Origin of the sequence: Alistipes sp. UBA6068, from assembly GCF_949428155.1 — a bacterium.
GTDB lineage: Bacteria > Bacteroidota > Bacteroidia > Bacteroidales > Rikenellaceae > Alistipes > Alistipes muris.
Genome location: NZ_CASQFS010000004.1, coordinates 1 through 15,873, shown reverse-complemented (window position 1 = coordinate 15,873; position 15,873 = coordinate 1). Strand labels below are relative to the sequence as shown.

Below are 15,873 nucleotides of genomic sequence, written 5' to 3'. Positions count from 1 at the left end.
TCTGCGCACCGAATTTATGGGGCGGGGGCGTTGCGGCCTGCGATTTGTTTTGTATTTTTGTGAAAAATCCCGCCTATGCCCCGTATAGTAGCCCCCTCGATGCTTTCGGCCGACTTCGGCCACCTCGACCGCGACACCCGCATGGTCCACCGCAGTGCCGCCGAATGGATTCATATCGACGTGATGGACGGCGTGTTCGTGCCCAACATCTCGTTCGGATTCCCGGTGCTGAAAGCCATCCGCAAGGCGTCGGACAAATGTCTGGACGTCCATCTGATGATTGTCGGGCCGGAACGCTACGTCGGGCGTTTCGCCGAAGCCGGGGCTGACATTCTTACGTTCCACTACGAAGCCACGGCCGACGTGAGGGCGTGCATCGGTTTGATTCGCAAGGCCGGGGCGCGGGTGGGTATTTCCGTCAAGCCCGCCACTCCGGTCGAGGTGCTGCGCGACATCCTGCCGTTGGTCGACATGGTGCTGATAATGAGCGTCGAGCCCGGTTTCGGCGGGCAGGCGTTCATCCCCGAAGCGTTGCAGAAAATCGCCGACTTGCGGGCGATGACCCGCCAGCAGGGGCTCGACACCCTTATCGAGGTCGACGGCGGTATTTCGGCCCGCAATGCAGGCGAAATCTACGCCGCCGGGGCCGACGTCTTGGTGGCGGGCAGCAGCGTGTTCGGCGCCGCCGACCCCCAAGCCGAAATCGTCCGGATGCTCGAAGCTTGAATTCCCGGCCGGCAATGGGGCGATTGTCGCGATAAATCGCTACCTTTGTCGCTATGATTTCATTGGACAACCTGACGGTCAGCTACGGCGGCTGGACCCTTTTCGACAATATCTCGTTTCTGATAAACCCCAAGGACCGCATCGGGCTCGTGGGCAAGAACGGCGCGGGCAAGACTACGCTGCTGCGCATCATCACCGGCGAGCAGCAGCCCACGTCGGGCGCCGTGACGGTCAACGGCGAGTGTACCATCGGTTACCTGCCGCAGACCATGCGCGTGGCCGATACCACGACCCTGGCCGACGAGACGGCCAAGGCGTTCGAGGAGGTGTTGCGCATAGAGGCCGAAATCGAGCGGCTGACGCGCGAGATCGCCGAGCGCACCGACTACGAGAGCGCCGACTACGAGCAGTTGCTTCATCGGCTCAACGACGCGCAGGACCACTACCATATTCTTGGCGGCGAGACGCGCGACGCCGACATCGAGAAGACGCTCTTGGGGCTGGGTTTCAAGCGCGAGGACTTCGGCCGTGCGACGAGCGAGTTTTCGGGCGGCTGGCGCATGCGCATCGAGCTGGCCAAGCTGCTGTTGCGCCGTCCCTCGATTTTTCTGCTCGACGAGCCGACCAACCACCTCGACATCGAATCCATCCAGTGGCTGGAGGAGTACCTGCGCAATTACAGCGGCGCCGTGCTGCTGATTTCGCACGACCGGGCTTTTCTGGACAACGTGACCAACCGCACCGTCGAGCTGTCGTTGGGCAAGGTGACCGACTACAAGGTTTCCTACTCCAAATATGTGGTCCTGCGGGCCGAACGGCGGGCGCAGCAGCTGGCTGCCTACGAGAACCAGCAGCGGATGATCGAGAAGACCGAGGAGTTCATCGAGAAGTTCCGCTACAAGCCTACGAAGTCCAACCAGGTGCAGTCGCGCATCAAGCAGCTCGAACGCCTCGACCGGCTGGAGGTCGAGGAGGAAGACCTGGCGACGCTCAACATCAAGTTCCCGCCCGCGCCGCGTTCGGGGCAGGTGGTGGCCGAAATCAAGGACGCCGGGATGTCGTTCGGCGCGAAACGCGTGTTCGGCGGCGCGAACTTCACCATCGGCAAGGGCGACCGCATCGCGCTGGTGGGCCGCAACGGCGAGGGCAAGACGACCCTTGCACGGATGCTCATCGGCCAGCTGACCCCCACCGAGGGGTCGGTCCGGCTGGGGGCCAACGTCAACATAGGTTACTATGCGCAGAACCAGGACGACCTGATGGACGGCGAATTCACGGTCTACGATACGCTCGACCGCGTGGCTGTGGGCGACATCCGCACGCGCCTGCGCGACATCCTGGGGGCGTTCCTGTTCCGCGGCGAGGAGATCGACAAGAAGGTGAAGGTGCTCTCGGGCGGTGAACGGGCCCGGCTGGCGATGGCCCGCATGATGCTCGAACCGCGCAACCTGCTGGTGCTCGACGAGCCCACCAACCATATGGACATGCGCTCGAAAGACATTCTCAAGAGCGCCATCATGAAGTACGACGGCACGGTGGTGGTCGTGTCGCACGACCGCGAATTCCTCGACGGCATGGTCGACAAGGTCTACGAGTTCCGCGACGGCGCGGTCAAGGAGTATTTGGGCGGCATCTACTATTTCCTGGAAAAGCGCAAACTCGAATCGTTGCAGGAAATCGAGCGGCACGACGCTCCCGAGAGGTCCAAAGGCGTCCCCGAGAAATCCGGCGCCGCTTCCGGCAAACTCTCCTACGAGCAGAAAAAGGAGCAGGAGAAGTTGGTGCGCAAGCTCCGCAAGGCGGTCGAGACCATCGAAGCCGGGCTGGCCGACATCGAGCGGCAGATTGCCGATTACGACACGAAATTCGCCGCGGCGACCGAGTACAACGAAGCCGATTACAAGGCTTACAACGAGCTCAAGGCCCGTTACGACCACCAGATGCACGAGTGGGAGAAGGCTTCCTACGAATTGGAAATAACGGAAGAACAATAATATGAACAATAATCTTATTTTCGGTATCCGCCCCGTGGCCGAAGCCATCGAGGCGGGCAAGCAAATCGAACGTCTCTACCTGCGCAAGGGGGCCGAGGGGCAATTGATGCAGGAGTTGAAGGACCTCTGCGCGCGGCACCGCCTGCGTTATCAGGAGGTGCCTGTCGAGAAGCTGAACCGCCTGACGCGCGGCAACCACCAGGGTGCTGTGGCGCAGATTGCCGCTATCGAGTACGTGGAGTTGGCCGACATTCTGGAACGGGTGCCCGAAGACGAAACGCCCCTCGTGGTGCTTTTCGACGGGGTGACCGACGTCCGTAACTTCGGCGCCATCGCCCGTTCGGCCGAATGCGCCGGGGCCCACGGTTTGATTGCGCCGCTCAAGAACTCCGCTCCGGTCAACGCCGAAGCGATCCGCTCGTCGGCCGGGGCGCTGACGACGATTCCGGTGTGCCGCGTGGGTTCGGTGCGCAACACACTCAAGGCGCTGCAAGCCGAAGGATTCCAAGTGGTCGCCGCGACCGAAAAGAGCCGCAAGCTACTCTACGACGCCGATTTCCGCAAACCGACGGTCCTTGTCATGGGAGCCGAGGATACGGGCATCTCGAAAGAAGTGCTGAAGATGTGCGACGAGCAGCTGGCCATTCCGCTTATCGGCCATATCGAATCGCTGAACGTCTCGGCCGCGGCTGCGGTGATGCTGTTCGAGGTCGTGCGGCAACGAATCAATGAATCGTGAATAATTAATAATGAATAGTTTTGGCCGGGTGCTCGCCTCTATTCGATAAAATCCTATGAAATTCAATCCGAAACATTATTGGCGCATCTTCCGCGAGGGGATGGTGCAGGTGGCGCGGAATTATCCGGTCGAGTTGCTGTTGGCCGTGTATGCGTGCGTGGTGTGGCTGGTGGCCTACGAGGCCGATTGGTCGCAGGGCTTCTGTCGGGCGGCGGTCGTGCCGCTCTTCTTCGTGTTGGCGTTGGCCGTCAGCCGGTTAGCGGGCCGCGGGCCGTGGCGCAAGGTTTATTGGGTGGTGTGGATGCCCTTGGTTCCGCTGTCGCTGTGGAGCGGGCTGAACGACTGGGTCGGCGAGACGCAGTATCTTGTCAGCCTGCTGATTCTTGCGCCGCTGGCCCTGCTGATGTGTCGCCGCGAAGCCCGCAACGAATGTTTCGTGAGCGACGCCATCGTGTGGCTGCGGTCACTGCTGCTGGCTGAATTGTTCGCCAATGTGGCGCTGGGGCTTTTCGCCGCTATTCTCTTTTCGACGACCTACATCTTCGGCCTGCACGGCAGGTGGATCGACCACGTTTGGACCTATGCGGCGATTCTCTCCGAATCGTTGGCTGCGCCGTGCCTGTTTCTGATGATGGCCGAGCGGTGGCGCGACGCTCAGGTCAAGGCCAACCGGATTCTGGCGGTTCTGCTCGACTACATCGTGACCCCGGCGCTGCTGGTCTATACGGCCATCCTCTACCTCTATGCGGTCAAAATCGTGGTCGCGTGGTCGCTGCCCGCGGGCGGCGTGGCCTACCTGGTTTTCGGATTCACTATCACGGCGTTGGTCGTCAAGGCGTTGCAGTTAGTGTTGGCGGAGCGCCGTTACGACTGGTTTTTCGACCGTTTCAGCCTGGTGTCGCTACCGCTGCTGGTGCTTTTCTGGGTCGGCGTGGGGCGCCGCGTGGGCGAATACGGACTGACCGAGCCGCGCGTGTGGTTGGTGGCCTGCGGAGGGTTGATGACCCTTTGCGTGCTGTTGTTCCTTATGCGGCGGACGGCTCGTTACCACTGGGTCTGCGCCGCTGGTTTCGTGCTCTTTGCGGCGCTGGCCTATGTGCCTGCGCTCGAACCCGAGCGCGTGGCCGTGCGTTCGCAGTTGCATCGTGCCGTGAGGATTGCCGGGGAGCTGGAGCTGCTCGACGGGGAGGGAGCTTTGCAGCTGGATGCTTTCCGGCAGATCGACAGCGCGAGCAAACCCCGGTTCCGCAATTTTTACGAAGCGGCGGACTACGTGGCCGACCGCGATACGGTGGCTTTCCGTCGCTTCGGCGTGCCGATGCGCGAAATCCGGAACGCGGTTCCGGCAGAATATTCCAATTATGTGCTCTACGGCTGGAATTCGGCGGCCGACACAGTGGAGGTGGTCGAGACGTTCTGGAGTGCGGAGACGCAACGGGGATTCCGTGTGGACGGAATCGGCGGCTATTCGGCGCTTTATACGGAGTGGCGGAGTTGGAATTCGGGGCAATATCCTTATTATGAATTGACCGACAGCACGTTGAACCTCCATTTTGCCGGGTTGCATCCCGATGTCGCCGTTCCGGCGGAGGAGCTTCTCGGCAATCTGCTGCGGCAGGCGGGCCTCGCTCCGGGGAGCGTGCCGGACGAAGCGGCGATTCGGGAGAAAAACGACGAGCTGCTGGTTTACAGAAGCAAGGAACTGGCCGTCGTCTTTTCCGAAGTGTGGTTCGAGCGGAGCGATTCGGCGCTGCGGGTCGATAAGGTCTCGGTCGACGTCGTGCTGACCCGATGATTTCCGTCTTCGACCATCCGCGGCTGGGCGAGGTCGTGCTGTCGCAGTCGCCGCGGGCCCGGCGCGTCTCGATTCGGGTGCGGCCGTCGGGTGCCGTGCGGGTCTCGTATCCGCGCGGGGTGTCGCAGCGCCGGGCCCTGGCTTTCCTGGACGAAAAGGCCGGTTGGGTCGAAACGGCCCGTCAGCGCCTTGCGGCCCGCCGGGCAGCGCTGGCTCCTGCGCTTCCGCCCGAGGAAGAAAAGGCCCGTATCGAGGAGCTGCGCCGGGCGGCCAAGGCCGACCTGCCGGAACGCGCGGCCCGGCTCTCGCGGCAGACGGGACTGAGGTACGAAAAGCTCACCGTCCGTGCGGCCCGCACCAAGTGGGGGAGTTGCTCGGCAAAGGGCAGCATCTCGCTGAGCCTCTTTCTGATGACCCTGCCCGAGCACCTGCGCGATTTCGTCATCATCCACGAGCTCTGCCATACCGTCCACCACGACCATTCGCCGCGGTTCCACGCGCTGGTCGACCGGCTCACGGGCGGGCATGAAAAAGCCCTCTCGCGTGAGCTGAGGGCTTTTTCGATTCGCTGAAAAGCGATTACAACTTCTTGTCGAGCAGTTTGCCGCTCTCGGAGAAAGTCAGCATCTGGTTGCTGTTCTGTCCGTGGATGTCGGCTTCGTAGTAGGTCGAACCGCGGCGCACGAGCTTGCGGGCTTCCTTGACCTGGAAACCGGGGAACTGCTTGGCGATGTAGGCGTTGGCGGCTGCGGGCAGCTGCACGGCGGCGATTTCGTTGGTCGAGTTGATGAGTGTGCCTTCGGGCGAGATGTCAAGGCTGTAGTTGGCGCCGTCGATCTTGAACTCGGCGTTGTAGTAGTTGCCTTTCTCCTCGTAGTTCCACTCCACGGGCGAAACGCGCGGGTAGCTCTTCAACACGTAGCTTTTCACGACGGCCGGAACCGACGATTCCTTGATGTTGCCTGCGAAGACGCCTGCCGTAGCGAACAGAGCGACTGCCAGTGTGGCGAATGTTTTTTTCATAGCGAAAAAGATAATAAATTGGTGAAATACTCCTTGCGAGGTTTCTCAATCCATTATCAGTTGCAGGGTCAGCAGGTCGCGGAAGCCTTCCGGGGTGAGGGTCCAGTCGCGTTTGCAGCCGGTGCGGACGTATCCGGCCCGGCCGAACAGGCGCAGGCTCGCTGCGTTGGCGGCGTCCACCTCGCACCAGAGCTGATGAAGCCCAAGCGTGCGGCGGGCATAGCCTTCGAGCAGGCCGAGCGCTTCGGAAGCGTAGCCCCGGCACCGTTCGGACTTGTCGTAGACCAGTATGCCCACGCCCGCCCGGCGGTTGAGGGGGTCGAGCTCGAAGAGGTCGAGCGTGCCCGCGGCCTTTCCCTCGGGGTTCTCGATAATCAGTCGCAGCTGCCGCGTCAGATAGACGTCGGAGTGCTGCTCCTCGACGAATTTCATGAGCGCATGCCGCGAAAATGGTGCCAAAGTCCCGCTCACGCGCCATACCTCCGGGTCGTTTTCCCAAAGGTACATGATTTCCACGTCGTCCGGTTCCACGGCCCGCAGCCGCACCGTGGGGCCCTGCAATGCCGTCCGAGCCATCCGTTCTGCGATTTTCCGTTCCGGAGGGTTACACCAGGCCGATTACCTTGTTGCGGATAAGCATCGCCACGCCCCAGGCGTTGGCGTTTTCGCTCATCTTCGAGACGCGGAACTTGGTGTCCTTATATACAAGATTGAGCGAATATTTGTTGGTCGCCGACTTGAGCGGCAGCATGATGTAGTCGCCCGCGGCCGCCAGGTTGCCGCCCACGATGACCGTCTCGGGGTTGAACGTGTTGATCAGGAACGCCACGGCCTTGCCCACTTTTTCGCCCGCTTCCTCGATAAGTTCGATGGAGAGATTGTCGTCGTTCTTCGCCGCGGCGATGATGTCGTCGATGTGGATGGTTTTCTGTTGGTCGTATTGTTCCCGCAGGATGGTGTTGACCCCTTTTTCGATCATCCGGCACATCTTGTCTTCGATGGCTATGCCCGACACTTCGGTTTCCAGGCAGCCTTTCTTGCCGCACGAGCAGATAATTTCGTTGTCGAAGAACGGGATATGGCCGAATTCGCCCGCAAAGCCGCTCTTGCCGCGGTAGAGTTGGCCGTCGACCACGATGCCGATGGCTACGCCGCGGCCCATGTGGAGGTAGAGTACGTTGCGGTCGTCCTTGGATTTGCCGCAGGTGTATTCCGCATAGCAGCGCGCGCGGGTGTCGTTTTCAAGCAGCACCCGGATGCCGACGCGTTCTTCGAGCAGGTCGCGCAGCGACTGTTCCGACGAGGTGAAGTATTTGTAGCTGCGGCCCGTTTCGGGGTTGACGCGGCCCGTCATGCAGACGCCCAGGCCCAGAATCTTGCCGCGGTCGATGCCGCAGTTGGCTATGAATTCTTCGATGCTGGTGCAGATGCGTTCCATGCACTGCGGGCGGTCCTGCAGCTCGAACGTGAAGTCGTTTTCCTCTTTGATGATGTTGTTCTGCAGGTCGGTAATCAGAAACCGCATGTTGTCGCGGCCCACGTTGACGCCTGCGAAGTAGATGGCCGAATTGGCCAGTCCGAAGACGTTGGGGCGGCGTCCGCCCGGGGTTTCGACCTTGCCCAGGTCGGAAACGATGTTTTCGTCGACCAGTTCCTGCACCAGTTTGGTGATGGTCGGGACGCTGATGTGCAGTTCCTTGGTCAGCTCCGAGAGCGTGCACTCGCCGTTGATGGCCATGTGCGCGATGATGTTGCGCTTGATAAGGCTGTTCTTGTGGGAGATGCCTTTGAGGGTTTCGTCTTCGTGCTTGTTGAAAAATTCGGTCAGCGATGTCATTCTCTGTATGTTTTGTTGCGAACGGTGCAAATATAACGAATTATTTTAGAAACGGCGATTGTTTTTAATCAATTTTAATAATCTTCGCCCGACCCGACCGCATATAAAAAGGAAGACTTCGGTTGCGAAGTCTTCCTTTCGGTGTGTGTGAGGCGGTTGCCTACAGCGTCGATTTCGATTCGACGGCCGCTTCGGCGTCGACTTTGCGGATGAGTCCTTGCAGTACGGTGCCGGGGCCCAGTTCGGTGAATTCGGTCACTCCGTCGGAAAGCATCTCCTTGACGATGTAGGTCCAGCGGACCGGAGCTGTCAGCTGCGCAATCAGATTGGCCTTGATTTGTGCAGGGTCGGTGTAGGGTTTGGCGTCCACGTTCTGGTAGATGGGGCACGTCGGGGTCTGGAACGGTGCTTCGGCAATGGCCTTTTCGAGTTCCTGCTTGGCGGGTTCCATGAGCGGCGAGTGGAACGCTCCGCCCACAGGCAGACGCAGGGCGCGGCGTGCTCCGGCGGCCTTGGCTTTCTCGCAGGCGGCGTCCACAGCTTCCACGGCACCCGAGATGACAAGCTGGCCCGGGCAGTTGTAGTTGGCCGCCACCACGACGCCGTCGACCGACGCGCAGATTTCCTCGACCGTCTTGTCGTCCAGACCCAGTACGGCGGCCATCGTGCCGGGCTGTGCCTCGCATGCGGCCTGCATGGCCTGCGCACGCTTCGACACAAGCCGCAGACCGTCCTCGAACGAGAGGGCGCCGCTGACTACCAGGGCCGAGAATTCGCCCAGCGAGTGTCCGGCTACGGCGTCGGGCTTCACGCCCAGTGCCTTGGCCATGATGACCGAGTGGAGGAAGACGGCAGGCTGCGTGACCTTGGTCTGTTTCAGTTCCTCGTCCGTCCCGGCGAACATGATGTCGGTGATGCGGAAGCCGAGGATTTCGTTGGCTTTCTCGAACAGCTCCTTGGCTGCGGGTACGTTGTCGTAGAGGTCCTTGCCCATGCCGACGGCCTGGGCGCCCTGACCCGGAAATACGTATGCGTGTTTCATAAGTTTGCGGTTTTTATTCGTTTGCGGAGGCAAAGATACGGAAAATAAGGTGAAATTTGAAAAGTGAAAGGTCAAAGGTGCTTGTTCGCCCTATTCATTCTCCTTGACGGGGCGCAGTTCCAGGAAAAGTTCGTCCAGCTGCGCCGGGTCTATCTGCGACGGAGCGTCGAGCATGACGTCGCGGCCCGCGTTGTTCTTCGGGAAAGCGATGTAGTCGCGGATCGACTCGCTGCCGCCGAAGAGCGAGCACAGGCGGTCGAAGCCGAACGCCAGTCCGCCGTGGGGCGGGGCGCCGAATTTGAAGGCGTTCATCAGGAAGCCGAACTGTTCCTGCGCTTTCTCTGGCGTGAAGCCCAGGCATTTGAAAATCGTGGCCTGGAGCTTGGCGTCGTGGATTCGGATGGAGCCGCCGCCGATTTCGGTGCCGTTGCACACGAAGTCGTAGGCGTTGGCGCGCACGCGGCCGGGGTCGCTCTCAAGATACTGGATGTCTTCGGGTTTGGGCGAGGTGAACGGGTGGTGCATGGCGTAGAAGCGCTGCGTCTCGTCGTCCCACTCGAACATCGGGAAGTCGACGACCCACAGCGGCGCGAATTTCTTGGGGTCGCGCAAGCCCAGCTGCTGGGCCACCTCCAGACGCAGGGCGCAGAGCTGCGTCAGCGCCTTGAATTTCTTGCCGCAGAGGATGAAAACCATGTCGCCCGCCTTGGCGCCGCAGCGTTCGGCCATCGCGCGCACCTCGTCGGGCGAGTAGAATTTGTCGACGGAGGACTTCACACCGCCCTCCTCCATGCGGATCCAGACAAGGCCCTTGGCGCCGACCTGCGGGCGCTTGACGAATTCGGTGAGGGCGTCGATTTGTTTGCGGGTGTAGGCCGCGCAGCCCGGGGCGGCGAATCCGGTGACGTACTCCGCATCGTCGAAGACGCTGAAACCGTGGCCTTGGGCCAGGTCGGTCAGGTCGGTGAATTCCATGCCGAAGCGCAGGTCGGGCTTGTCCGAACCGTATTTCTCCATCGCCTCGATCCACGGCATGCGGCGCAGCGGTTCTGTGAATTCGACGTTCATGACCGTGCGGAACATGTGCTTGGCCCAGCGCTCGAATACTTCGAGGATGTCTTCCTGTTCGACGAACGCCATTTCGCAGTCGATCTGCGTGAACTCGGGCTGGCGGTCGGCGCGCAGGTCCTCGTCGCGGAAGCAGCGCACGATCTGGAAATAGCGGTCGTAGCCGGCCACCATCAGAAGTTGCTTGAGCGTCTGCGGCGACTGGGGCAGGGCGTAGAACTGGTTGGGGTTCATGCGGCTGGGCACCACGAAGTCGCGCGCCCCCTCGGGTGTGGAACCTACCAGGTAGGGCGTTTCGATTTCGAGGAATCCCTCGCTGTCCAGAAAACGGCGGATTTCCTGCGCCATCTTGTGCCGCAGAATCATGTTGCGCTGAAGCGGCGCGCGCCGCAGGTCGAGGTAGCGGTATTTCATGCGCAGGTCGTCGCCGCCGTCGGAATTCTCCTCGATGGTGAAAGGCGGGGTCTGCGCTTCGTTGAGCACTTCGATGCGCTCGGCCGTCACTTCGATGTCGCCCGTCGGCATCTTGGGGTTCTTCGATTCGCGTTCGATGACACGGCCCGTGACTTGCAGCACCCATTCGCGTCCCACGCGGGCCGCCGTCTCGCGCGCCTCGGCGGGGCTGTGTTCTTCGACGACAATCTGCGTCAGACCGTAGCGGTCGCGCAGGTCGATGAAGGTCATGGCTCCGAGGTTTCTTACTTTCTGCACCCATCCCGCCAGGGTGACGGTCTGGTTGACGTTGTCGGCCCTGAGGGCGCCGCACGTATGGGTTCTGTACATATATAAAAGGTGTTTTTGTTTGCTTCTTGCAATTTACAAAGGTAGATAAAATTCATAATTCATAATTCACAATTCGCAATTTTTTCGCGCAGGCATAGGCCGGTCGGGCGATTTTCGTTAATTTTGGGCGCACATTACGATTCATTGACGATGGAGAACCAGCAGCAGACCGACGAAAAATTCATGCGGCAGGCACTAAGCGAGGCCCGCAAAGCGTTCGACCAGCAGGAGGTGCCTGTCGGGGCGGTGGTCGTCGGCGAGGGGCGTGTCATCGGGCGGGGCCACAACCTCGTCGAGACGCTGGCCGACCCGACGGCCCATGCCGAGATGCAGGCCCTCACGGCCGCGGCGTCGACTTTGGGCGGCAAATACTTGCAGCAGTGTACGTTGTACGTGACGGTCGAGCCGTGCATCATGTGCGCCGGGGCCATCGGTTGGGCGCAGGTCGGGCGCGTGGTGTGGGGCGCCGACGACCCCAAAAAGGGGTATCGGTGTTATTCCGACCAGGTCTTCCACCCCAAGACCACCGTCGCCCGGGGTGTCCTGCGCGAGGAGTGCGAGGAGTTGATGGGCGCGTTTTTTGCGTCGCTGCGCCAATAAGCGGGCGCCGCGTTTTGAAAAAAAGGAAATTATTTTATACTTTTGTCTCCATCGTTGCTGCGAAAGGCACGAAAAACCGCAATTCTAAAAAATTACGTATAAGATGAAAAAGTTGTTTGTTTCGGCAATCGCGCTGCTGGCGACGGTATCGCTCTCGGCGCAGGATGTAACTCCCATCTACAACGAAGCTGCGGCCGCCTACAGCGCCAAGGATTTCGCCACGGCCGCCGCCAAGTTCGAGCAGGTCATCGACCAGGGCATGGACCTCGACGAAGCCGCTTCGATGGTCGCCACGGCCAAGTCGGCGCTTCCCAAGTGCTACTTCCAGCTGGGCGGTGCCGCTGCCATGCGCAACAAGGACTACGCTACGGCGCTGACCCATTTCATCAAGGCGGCCGAGTTGGCCGAGCTCTACGGTGACATGCAGTATTTGGCCAGGGCCAACGGCTGGGTGGCCAAGATGTACCATATCCAGGGCGGCGAAGCCTTCAACAACAAGGACTACGCTACGGCGGCCGAGATCTTCGCCAAGGGCTACAAGGCCGACCCCGACAACACGGGCATGGCGCTCAACCTTGCCATGAGCTACTGCGAGATGGGCAACTACGCCGAGGGCATGGAGATTTACGAGGCCATCGCCGCCAAGACCCATCCCAAGTATGCCGAGGACGTCGCCAAGGCCAAGGAAATGATGGCCCTCTATACCAACAACAAGGTGGCCGCGATGCAGCAGGCCGGTGATTTCGACGGTATCATCGCCATGGCCGACGCGCAGTTGGAGAAGAATCCCGAAAGCGCGCTGTTCCAGAACGTGCGTTTGCAGGCTTACGCCAACAAGAAGGACTACGCCAAAGTGATCGAGCTGGGCGAAGCCGCTGCGGCCGCTCAGACCGACGAAGCCGACAAGTCGCTGATGTACTACCTGTTGGGTGCCGCTTACAATGCCCGCGACATGAAGCCCCAGGCTATCGAGGCGTTCAAGCAGGTGACCGCAGGTCCCGCCGCTCAGAACGCCGCCGCCGCATTGGCCGAGCTCTCCAAGTAGGGGCGGTTCCGTTCGCTGTTCCTTGCCGTTCCGGACAAACCCGGAACGGCTTTTTTCGTGCCGTCGTTGAAATAAAAAGCAGCCGAAGCTGCTTTTTATTTTAGTCGTCCGTTTTGCCCGATGTTCCGCTGTATGCGCTGCAGCCCGCTGCGAGTGAGGGGCGTATGGCCGAATCGGGCGGTGAATTGTTCTTCGGTCATCGCGAGCCAGTCGGCGGGCGTCATGGCGGCCGGGTCGAACAGCGGTCCGAAAGCCGGATTGGCGTGCAGGGGTGCCCGGCGGTTGTAGGGGCAGCAGCTCTGGCAGCCGTCGCAGCCGAAAATCCAGCCGTCGAGGTCCAGGGTTCCGGACGTTTCGCGTTCGATGGTGCGGCACGAGATGCAGCGGCGGGCGTCGATGGTGCGGTTCTCCGCTACGGCGCCCGTGGGGCAGGCGTCGATGCAGTTGCGGCACTCGCCGCAGCGCGGGCCGCCGAACGGCGTGTCGTAGCTCTCCGTCTCGTCGCACAGAATCAGTTCGCCCAATAATATATAGGTGCCGTGCCGGGGCGTGACCAGCAGCGACTGCCGCCCGAGCCAGCCGAGCCCCGCATCGACGGCCAGCTGCTTCTCGGCCAGCGGCGCCGTGTCGACGAACATGCGTCCGCCGAGGGTGGGGCGGTCGGCTTTCAGTGCCCCGAACAGCCGGGCCAGCATCTCCTTGATGGTGGCGTGGTAGTCGCGGGTGCAGGCGTACGACGCAATTTTGGCGCGGTGGTCGGCGGGGTAGCCCTCGCTCGTGAGGTTCTTGTAGCTCACGGCACAGACCACCGCTGTGCGGGCCCCCTCGACCAGCAGCCGCGGGTCGAACCGCTTCTCGGCGTTGCGTTCCAGGTAGCTCAGCGAAGCCTGCCGGCCTTGGGCCAGCCACTCGCGGAAACGCCGTTCGCCGTCGTCCAGATGGCGGCACGGGGCCACTCCGCAGAGGTCGAACCCCGCTTCGGCGGCAAGTTTTTTGATGGTCGAACGGTCGAGCATGGCGATATTTTGCCCCAAAAATAGGGATTTTCGGCCGGAAATTCGTAAGTTTGTACCGAATTCTGCCTGACCGAAAGGCTGTTAAACCGAATTTTATATGGCATTCAATACACTTTGCGAGCTGGTGCGCCACAGCGTCGACCGTTTCGCTTCGCGCGTGGCCTTTTCGATGTTCGAGGGCGACGACGTGACCTACGCCGAGGCGGGCCGCCGCATCGAAAAAGTCCAGCGGATACTCACCGAAGCGGGCCTTTCGGCCGGCGACAAGGTGGCGCTGCTGAGCAGCAGCATGCCCAACTGGGGCGTCTGTTATTTTGCCGTCACGGCCGCCGGCATGGTCGTCGTGCCCATCCTGCCCGACTTCTCGGGCGAGGAGCTCGACATGATTATCGAGCACTCCGAAGCCAAGGCGCTGCTCGTGTCGGACAAACTTTTCACCAAGCTCTCCAAGGAGACCATCGGGCGGCTCAACGTCGTCGTGCGCACGAAGAATCTGGGCATCATCGCCCAGCGCGTCTGCGGCGCCGGGTCGGTCGGCGAGCCCAAGCCCGAGGACCTGGCCGCTATCATCTACACTTCGGGCACCACCTCGAAGCCCAAGGGCGTCATGCTCACCCACGCGGCGCTCTGCGCGCAGGTTACCTTGTCTTCGTCGATTTTCCCGGTGCAGGCCGACGATGTCTTCCTCTCGGTGCTGCCGCTGTCGCATACCTACGAATGTTCTATCGGCCTGATTTATCCCTTTTCGATGGGGGCGCGGGTCGTCTACATGGACCGTCCGCCCACGGCTTCGGCCCTGATGCCCGCCCTGCGCGCGGTGCGGCCGACCGTCATGTTGATAGTGCCGCTTATCATCGAGAAAATCTACCGCCACCAGGTGCTGGCCAAATTCAACTCCACGCGCTTCTGGCGGATGCTCTACCGCATCGGCTTCACGCGCCGCTACCTGCATCGGGTCGCCGGCAAGAAGCTGATGAAGCTCTTCGGGCGTCGGCTCCGGTTCCTGGGCATCGGCGGCTCGAAGCTGGACGGCGAGGCCGAGAAGTTCCTGCTCGAATCGGGCGTGCCCTACGCCATCGGCTACGGGCTGACCGAGACGGCGCCGCTGTTGGCGGGTGCCGCCCCTTCGCAGGTGCGGCTCGGTTCGACGGGTCCGCAGGCGCCGGGCGTGACGCTGCGGCTGGAAAACGTCAACCCCGAAACCCGGCAGGGCGAAATCGTGGCCAAGACCCCGAGCATCATGTTGGGTTACTACAAGAATCCCGAAGCCACGGCCGAGGTGTTCACCCCCGACGGCTGGTTCCGCACGGGCGACCTGGGCGAATTCGACAAGGACGGCTGGCTCTATATCAAAGGCCGTCTGAAGAACATGATTGTCGGCCCGGGCGGCGAAAACATCTATCCCGAGGACATCGAAAGCGTGCTGAATTCGCACGTCTGCATCGCCGATTCGATTGTCACCGAACAGGAAGGGCGCTTGGTGGCCCTCGTCCACTTCAACCGCGACGAAATCGAAGCGATGATCGACGACTGGCGCGAGGAATGGAACACCAAGAAAGAAGCCTGGGAAGCCAAGACCGAACAGCTCAAGAAGGAAATCATGGACTTCGTGAACGCCAAGGTCAGCCGTTTTTCGCGCATTTCCGAGGTCGTCGAGGAGAAAGAAGAGTTTGTCAAGACCCCCACGCAGAAAATCCGCCGCTTCCTCTACAACCGCAAGAAAGGCGACGAAACGCCCAAAACCGAATAGGGCGTTTCTGAAAAAAAAGCCGGATTTTCACCTCAATAAAGGGGGCAGCTTCGGCCCGGAATGACGAAGGCCACGGTTTTCGTCAGCGCGGCCCGTAGATTCAGCAGTCCGCTGGCGGCGACTACCGGATGTTAAAACGTTTTAGCAAACAGTTGAAACGTTCCTTTTCAGGCAGGTTTTCTCGCTTCGGCATAGCTCAGGTAAACTTGGCTTTGCCCTCGGCTCATCGAAAACGTTCCGGATGCGCTGCCAGTTGTACATCCCAGTCTGACAGAAAACTTGGGTTAATGAATAATTAACAATGAATAGTGAATAATTTTCGCCTGTCTTTCCCAATTATTCCTTATTAACTATTCATTATTCATTTTTCTGTCATTCATTCCAGCGACTGCTTCGACCGCCTGCTGCGGGCTTCCGCAACCGTGAGACGGGAGCCTTGGGCGGCATCGGCGTCG

At 60.9% G+C, this 15,873-nt stretch carries 14 protein-coding genes; 8 read left to right on the top strand and 6 right to left on the bottom strand.

The genetic code is table 11. The features are described from left to right. Positions 1-75 precede the first annotated feature (75 nt). The 5 genes from rpe to QVG21_RS03175 are packed head-to-tail and all read left to right on the top strand — an operon-like array spanning position 76 to position 5,826. Positions 76-726, top strand: coding sequence for a ribulose-phosphate 3-epimerase (gene rpe, locus QVG21_RS03195; protein ID WP_287922194.1), 651 nt, complete (start codon positions 76-78; stop codon positions 724-726). Positions 727-779: 53 nt separating this feature from the next. Further along, the gene (gene abc-f, locus QVG21_RS03190; protein ID WP_287922191.1) at positions 780-2,720 is read left to right on the top strand and encodes a ribosomal protection-like ABC-F family protein; all 1,941 of its coding nucleotides are present in this window, start codon (positions 780-782) and stop codon (positions 2,718-2,720) included. A gap of 1 nt (position 2,721) precedes the next feature. Further along, on the top strand, positions 2,722-3,459 hold the full coding sequence (rlmB, locus tag QVG21_RS03185) for a 23S rRNA (guanosine(2251)-2'-O)-methyltransferase RlmB (RefSeq protein WP_287922188.1): 738 nt from the start codon (positions 2,722-2,724) through the stop codon (positions 3,457-3,459). A 55-nt stretch (positions 3,460-3,514) separates the two neighbouring features. Then, positions 3,515-5,254, top strand: coding sequence for a DUF4153 domain-containing protein (locus tag QVG21_RS03180; protein ID WP_287922185.1), 1,740 nt, complete (start codon positions 3,515-3,517; stop codon positions 5,252-5,254). Further along, entirely contained in the window at positions 5,251-5,826 is a 576-nt protein-coding gene (locus tag QVG21_RS03175) for a M48 family metallopeptidase (protein ID WP_287922183.1), read from the top strand. The genes QVG21_RS03180 and QVG21_RS03175 overlap by 4 nt, the downstream gene beginning before the upstream one ends. A 7-nt stretch (positions 5,827-5,833) precedes the next feature. Here the strand turns inward: QVG21_RS03175 and QVG21_RS03170 are convergent, their stop codons facing one another. The 5 genes from QVG21_RS03170 to aspS all read right to left on the bottom strand — a co-directional run bounded on the left by QVG21_RS03170 (position 5,834) and on the right by aspS (position 11,007). Continuing rightward, positions 5,834-6,277 carry a PepSY-like domain-containing protein gene (locus QVG21_RS03170; protein ID WP_251214163.1) on the bottom strand — a complete coding sequence of 148 codons (444 nt, stop codon included), beginning with the start codon at positions 6,275-6,277 and terminating at the stop codon, positions 5,834-5,836. A gap of 45 nt (positions 6,278-6,322) precedes the next feature. After that, the gene (locus QVG21_RS03165; protein WP_251214162.1) at positions 6,323-6,853 is read right to left on the bottom strand and encodes a GNAT family N-acetyltransferase; all 531 of its coding nucleotides are present in this window, start codon (positions 6,851-6,853) and stop codon (positions 6,323-6,325) included. Positions 6,854-6,881: 28 nt separating this feature from the next. Further along, the gene (locus tag QVG21_RS03160) at positions 6,882-8,114 is read right to left on the bottom strand and encodes an ROK family transcriptional regulator (protein WP_251214161.1); all 1,233 of its coding nucleotides are present in this window, start codon (positions 8,112-8,114) and stop codon (positions 6,882-6,884) included. 160 nt (positions 8,115-8,274) lie between these two features. Next, positions 8,275-9,156, bottom strand: coding sequence for an ACP S-malonyltransferase (gene fabD / locus QVG21_RS03155; RefSeq protein ID WP_251214160.1), 882 nt, complete (start codon positions 9,154-9,156; stop codon positions 8,275-8,277). Positions 9,157-9,246: 90 nt separating this feature from the next. Further along, positions 9,247-11,007 (bottom strand): aspartate--tRNA ligase, encoded by a 1,761-nt coding sequence (gene aspS / locus QVG21_RS03150; RefSeq protein ID WP_287922165.1) that lies wholly within the window; start codon positions 11,005-11,007, stop codon positions 9,247-9,249. A 150-nt stretch (positions 11,008-11,157) separates the two neighbouring features. On the opposite strand from aspS, the gene QVG21_RS03145 reads away from it, so the two are divergent. Both QVG21_RS03145 and QVG21_RS03140 read left to right on the top strand, forming a co-directional pair. Further along, positions 11,158-11,607: a nucleoside deaminase gene (locus QVG21_RS03145; RefSeq protein ID WP_251214158.1), complete on the top strand. Its 450-nt coding sequence runs from the start codon at positions 11,158-11,160 to the stop codon at positions 11,605-11,607. 103 nt (positions 11,608-11,710) lie between these two features. Continuing rightward, positions 11,711-12,652, top strand: coding sequence for a tetratricopeptide repeat protein (locus QVG21_RS03140; protein WP_287922164.1), 942 nt, complete (start codon positions 11,711-11,713; stop codon positions 12,650-12,652). A gap of 95 nt (positions 12,653-12,747) precedes the next feature. On the opposite strand, the gene queG is transcribed toward QVG21_RS03140, so the two are convergent. Continuing rightward, the gene (queG, locus tag QVG21_RS03135; RefSeq protein WP_287922405.1) at positions 12,748-13,668 is read right to left on the bottom strand and encodes a tRNA epoxyqueuosine(34) reductase QueG; all 921 of its coding nucleotides are present in this window, start codon (positions 13,666-13,668) and stop codon (positions 12,748-12,750) included. A gap of 97 nt (positions 13,669-13,765) precedes the next feature. On the opposite strand from queG, the gene QVG21_RS03130 reads away from it, so the two are divergent. Then, complete coding sequence (locus QVG21_RS03130) at positions 13,766-15,418, top strand: AMP-binding protein (RefSeq protein ID WP_287922163.1); 1,653 nt, start codon at positions 13,766-13,768, stop codon at positions 15,416-15,418. Positions 15,419-15,873 lie beyond the last annotated feature (455 nt).